This is a genomic window from Dactylosporangium siamense (genome assembly GCF_016862795.1).
Taxonomy (GTDB): Bacteria; Actinomycetota; Actinomycetes; order Mycobacteriales; family Micromonosporaceae; genus Dactylosporangium; species Dactylosporangium siamense.
Genome location: NZ_BONQ01000012.1, coordinates 1 through 4,346, shown reverse-complemented (window position 1 = coordinate 4,346; position 4,346 = coordinate 1). Strand labels below are relative to the sequence as shown.

5 protein-coding genes are annotated in these 4,346 nt (G+C 71.7%); 3 read left to right on the top strand and 2 right to left on the bottom strand.

What is annotated here, in order from left to right; translation table 11 throughout:
- Window positions 1-355: 355 nt before the first annotated feature.
- On the bottom strand, window positions 356-1,087 hold the full coding sequence (locus Dsi01nite_RS01795) for a class I SAM-dependent methyltransferase (RefSeq protein ID WP_203844204.1): 732 nt from the start codon (window positions 1,085-1,087) through the stop codon (window positions 356-358).
- A 135-nt stretch (window positions 1,088-1,222) separates the two neighbouring features.
- On the opposite strand from Dsi01nite_RS01795, the gene Dsi01nite_RS01790 reads away from it, so the two are divergent.
- The 3 genes from Dsi01nite_RS01790 to Dsi01nite_RS01780 all read left to right on the top strand — a co-directional run bounded on the left by Dsi01nite_RS01790 (window position 1,223) and on the right by Dsi01nite_RS01780 (window position 3,838).
- Window positions 1,223-2,131 (top strand): ADP-ribosylglycohydrolase family protein, encoded by a 909-nt coding sequence (locus Dsi01nite_RS01790; protein ID WP_203844203.1) that lies wholly within the window; start codon window positions 1,223-1,225, stop codon window positions 2,129-2,131.
- A gap of 169 nt (window positions 2,132-2,300) precedes the next feature.
- Window positions 2,301-2,819 (top strand): SigE family RNA polymerase sigma factor, encoded by a 519-nt coding sequence (locus Dsi01nite_RS01785; RefSeq protein ID WP_203844202.1) that lies wholly within the window; start codon window positions 2,301-2,303, stop codon window positions 2,817-2,819.
- On the top strand, window positions 2,819-3,838 hold the full coding sequence (locus Dsi01nite_RS01780) for a TolB-like translocation protein (protein ID WP_203844201.1): 1,020 nt from the start codon (window positions 2,819-2,821) through the stop codon (window positions 3,836-3,838). The genes Dsi01nite_RS01785 and Dsi01nite_RS01780 overlap by 1 nt, the downstream gene beginning before the upstream one ends.
- 15 nt (window positions 3,839-3,853) lie before the next feature.
- Here the strand turns inward: Dsi01nite_RS01780 and Dsi01nite_RS01775 are convergent, their stop codons facing one another.
- A complete protein-coding gene (locus Dsi01nite_RS01775; RefSeq protein WP_203844200.1) occupies window positions 3,854-4,159 on the bottom strand; it encodes a hypothetical protein in 306 nt (101 codons plus the stop codon).
- Window positions 4,160-4,346: the final 187 nt, after the last annotated feature.

Below are 4,346 nucleotides of genomic sequence, written 5' to 3'. Positions count from 1 at the left end.
GGCGTCTCCGTCTCCGCGACCGGGCGTCTCCGTCTCCGCGACCGGGCGTCTCCGTCTCCGCGACCGGGCGTCTCCGTCTCCGCGAGCGGGCGTCCCTGGAGACGCCAGATCTGAGGTCCCGCAATGCGGGCTGCGAACCTGCCTGATCGGTGTGCGGGAACGATGCCTCTCGACGATCGGTCGGCGCAGCCGGGGCGCCATCTGCTGGCGGCGTTCGAAGTGTGCTCTCTCGAGAGTTGTGCGGGTTTCTGGGTTGGTTGGCCTGCGTTGTTGCTTGCGGGTCGCGGGTGTTCTGTGGCGCTGGAGACGGCCGGTGCTGGCCGCCGCGGTGGGGTGGCGGGCTTGGTTGTGGTGGTCAGGCTGCTCGTCGCGCGGCGGCGATGAGGAAGTTCGGCAGGTGGGTGTAGGCGTCGATGCCGTCGGGGCCGTTCTCGGCGAGTTGCGGCGTCAGGCCGGGTTCGGCGAGCTCGGTCAGGTGGCAGCCGAGGCTGATGAGCTGGTTGAGGTAGGTCGCGATGGTGCGGTGGAAGTCGACGCCGCTGGGTCCGGGGATCTCGTACTCGGCGAGGTAGCGGGCGGTGCGGTACTCGCCGTGCTGGCGCCACGTGGGCCACAGTTGTTCGTAGCAGGGGTGGTTGACGGTGAACACGAACAGCCCGCCCGGCTTCAGCGCCTGCACGCAGGCCCGCATGGCGCCGGTCCAGTCCGGGACGGCGGGCAGGACCATGCTGGAGACCACGGCGTCGAACGGTGCGCCGAGGTCCGGCAGGGCGCAGAGGTCGGCCTGCACGTACTGGATGCCTTGTGGTGCAGAGGTTTCCTGCTCCACGGCGAACTCGAACTGCGACTGGCCGGGCTCGACGCCGACGATCTGGGCGCCTCGCCGAGCCAGTATCCGGCTGAGGTAGCCGTTGCCGCAGCCCGCATCGAGGACCCGCTGACCTTGCAGGTCACCGAGCATGCGCAGCAGGACCGGGTTGATCAGATGGCGTTTGGCGAAGTCGCCGTCGTGTGCCGTGGCCTGCAACGCGTCGCGGGGTATCGTCCCCCAGCGTTGGATGGCCGTGTCGTTGGTCCACTCGGTCACGATGCGCTGCCTCCGATGGTCGTCCTGCTGGATCGGCGGTGGAGCTGGGGTGTGACGGCTCAAGTCGCGGTGGGGCACGGCGAAGAAGAAGCGGCCGTATCACCATGCCACGGGCGTGGCATCATTGCTGTCGTCATGACCTCATTCGATCTCTGTTGCGAAAGCCTCGACGGGTTGTCCGTCGGCGACGCGGTCGGCGCCCAGTTCTTCGTGCCGGGCACCACCGTCTCCCACATCACTGAAGCGGACGAGCCGGCCGGGGCCTGGCCCTGGACCGACGACACCGAGATGGCCTGCTCGATCGTCGACGAGCTCGCCGTCCACGGCAGGATCGACCGGGACCGGCTGGCCGCCGCGTTCGCCCGGCGGTATGAGCCGTACCGCGGCTACGGCGGCGGCGCCGTGGTCATCCTGCATCAGATCCGCGACGGGATGCCGTGGCGGGAGGCGGCCCGGGCCGCGTTCGACGGGCTCGGCTCGATGGGCAACGGGGCCGCCATGCGGGTCGCGCCGCTCGGTGCCTTCCACTCGGGGGACTCGCGTAGTGCGGCCCTGGACGCGATGCGGACGGCGGAGGTCACCCACGCGCACAGCGAGGGCATCCTCGGCGCGGTCGCCGTTGCCGTCGCGGCGGCCGAGGCGGGGTGGTCCCGGCTCGTCGCCGCGCCGCTGGAGCCGGTCGAACTGCTCGACGCGGTGCTCGCGTACCAGGTCGACAGCAAGGTGAAGAGTGGCCTGGTCCGGGCCCGTGACCTGATCGACGCGAACGTGAGCGTGGCCGAGGCGGCGTACACGCTCGGAAACGGCTCGCAGGTCCTCGCGCAGGACACGGTGCCGTTCGCGCTGTGGGCCGCCGCGACCCACCTGGACGACTACCGCGCGGCGATCCTCGCGTGCGTCGAGGCCGGTGGGGACGTCGACACCACGGCCGCGATCGTCGGTGGCGTGGTCGCCGCGGCGGTGGGCCGGGACGCGATCCCGCAGGACTGGCTCGCCCATCGCGAGCCGCTGCCGACCTGGGTCCGCACCCCCGGCGAGTCATAGCCGCGCGGCGGTGCAAGGACTCCGCGAGTTGTAGCCGCGCGGCGGTGCAAGGACTCCGGGCGAGTCGTAGCCGCGCGGCGGTGCAAGGACTCCGCGCGAGTCGTAGCCGCGCGGCGGTGCAAAGTTTCCGCCACCCTCAGCGTCGGAGAGGGTGAAGGAGGTGCCCGCCGTGGACACACCCGAGGAGGCCGAGTTCTCGGCCTTCGTCGAGCAGCGTGCGCACGCGCTGCTCAAGACCGCGTACGCGCTGACGGGCGACCGGCACGCCGCGGAGGACCTCGTGCAGACCGCCCTGGCCAAAGCGTTCTCGCGGTGGCGGCGCATCGACGAGCCAGAGCCGTACCTGCGCAGGATGATCTACAACGAGTTCGCTTCGGGGTGGCGCAGCCGGCGCAGGCAGGCCGAGGTCAGCGTGCCGGAGCCGCCGGAGCGGGCGGGCAACAGGGCGATGGAGGTCGACACCGCGCTGCGGCTGCTGCTGCGTGACGCCCTGCGGGCGCTGCCGCCCCGGCAGCGGGCGGTGCTGATCCTGCGGTACTTCGAGGACCTGAGCGTCGAGGAGACCGCGGCGGTCCTGTCGTGCCGGCAGGGCACCGTGGCCAGCCAGGCATCCCGCGGGCTGGCCAAGCTCCGCGAGCTGGTGCCCCAGCTCGACTGGTCGCCCGATCTCGTGGAAGGACGGCACTGATGCGGTTCGAGCAGCTGCTGCAGGAGACGATCGACGAGATGACCGGCGAGATGACGGCACCGAGGGCCGGGCTCGCCGCGCGGAGCATGGCCAGGGGCCGGCGCATCCGCCGGGCCCGCCGGGTCGCCACCGCCGGTGCCGCGATCCTGGCGGCCGTGGCCGTCGCGCTGCCCTGGACGCTCCTGTCGCAAAAAGACGCCGCCGCGCCGTCACCAGCGGCGCAGCCGACAAGGACGCCGGCGATGACGAGGACGGAGCTGCCCGGCGGCTGGGTCGTCGCCGGCGTGGGCGACCAGGTCCTCGACCGGGCCACCAACGAGTACGTCCTGATGCGCAAACCCGTCCTCCCGGCGCCGGTCGGCAACCGGATCCTGGTCATCGACGGGCCGGAGTCGTTGCAGCTCACAAGCGTGCGTGGCGCAGATCCGGTCACCGTGGACCCGGCCGGTCTCGTCGGCACCTTCAACTGGTCGCCGGCCGGTGACCGGCTCGTCGGCGGCATCACGCAGAAGGAACCCTTCAAGGTCGGGTTCGCCGTCATCGACGCCCGGACCGGCGCGATCAGCAAGCACTGGATCGACCACGACCGGCACGACTGCAGCCGCTGCGACTTCACCTGGACCCGGGACGGGCAGGAAGTCGTCCTGCCGATCGCCGACCGCTCCGGCGGCGAGGCGGAGGAACGGGTCAGCGAGCTGCAGCTCTTCAACGCCGGCACCGGCGAACCTACCCGGTCGCTGCCGATCACCGCGCTGCCGGCGGGCCCGTTCGCCTGGTCGCCCGGCGGTCGCTACGTCGTCGTCGGCCCGCCCGGCACGTCGGAGGGCTGGCAGCTCTACGACACGACCACAGGACAGCACCGGCCGTTTCCGTACCCGGCGGTATGGGTGACCGCGGACGTGCTGCTCGCCACCAAGAACGGCAAGGTGCTCACCCTCACCCCCGACGGCACCGTCACCGCGACCATCGACGTCGCGGCGCCCAACCCCGGCATGATCACTTTCGGGCCACCACGATAAAAAAGCAAAAAGCGTTCAAAACAGCGGATCCGGTACTTTCAGCGGCCGCTCGACCGCATCCTGCGCTGCCACGGCGGCCATCAGGGCCCGGTATTCGGCCGGGTCCAGGTCGCCGGTCAGCAGCCGGTCGAACGCCTTCGCCTCGCGGCGGGCGAGGACCGGGCCGGCGGATCGCGGCGGTGGCAGCGGCCCGAACCTGGCCGCCAGCCACCGCGCGGCCCGCGGCTCGTAGGCGCCCGCCAGGCGGTGACGCCGGATCATCCACGCGTGCAGGGCGATCAGCACCGCGTACGCCACGGTGACGAACAGCACGACGAACACCTCCGCAGGCTACGCGCGCCGTCCCCCTGACGTGCCGCGGCGGGTCGGCGATGTGACCCCACCGGATTCGCCCGATATCCTGGCAGGCCGGACCGAAGCGGGCCGGACGGCAAGCGGGCCGGACGGCAAGCGGGCCGGACGGCAAGCGGGCCGGACGGCAAGCGGACCGGACGGCAAGCGGACCGGA